At 60.0% G+C, this 250-nt stretch carries 1 protein-coding gene; it reads left to right on the forward strand.

Going from position 1 to position 250, the window contains the following annotated elements; translation table 11 throughout:
• The coding region (locus SB822_RS59340; protein ID WP_410859407.1) for an SAM-dependent methyltransferase at positions 1-199 on the forward strand (199 nt) is incomplete at its 5' end.
• Positions 200-250: the final 51 nt, after the last annotated feature.

Raw genomic sequence — 250 nt, forward strand, 5'->3', positions numbered from 1 at the left:
GCAATTTGAAGCGGGCCGCGAGGCTATCGGCAAGGGCGGCATTTTGCGCGATCCGAAAGATGGCGAACGCATAGCAGAAGAACTGAAATCATGGCTTGAGACGCTGCCCGGCTGGCGCGCGCTCGGCCTCTGCCCGTCGCCCATCGAAGGCGGCGATGGCAATCGTGAATATCTCCTGGCAGGAAAGAAGGACCGATGACAACGCAGACAATGGGGCAAATAACAATCCGCTCGATTGGTGCGGGCGGCG

The sequence above is a fragment of the Paraburkholderia sp. SIMBA_054 genome (assembly GCF_046534875.1).
GTDB classification, from domain to species: Bacteria; Pseudomonadota; Gammaproteobacteria; order Burkholderiales; family Burkholderiaceae; genus Paraburkholderia; species Paraburkholderia hospita.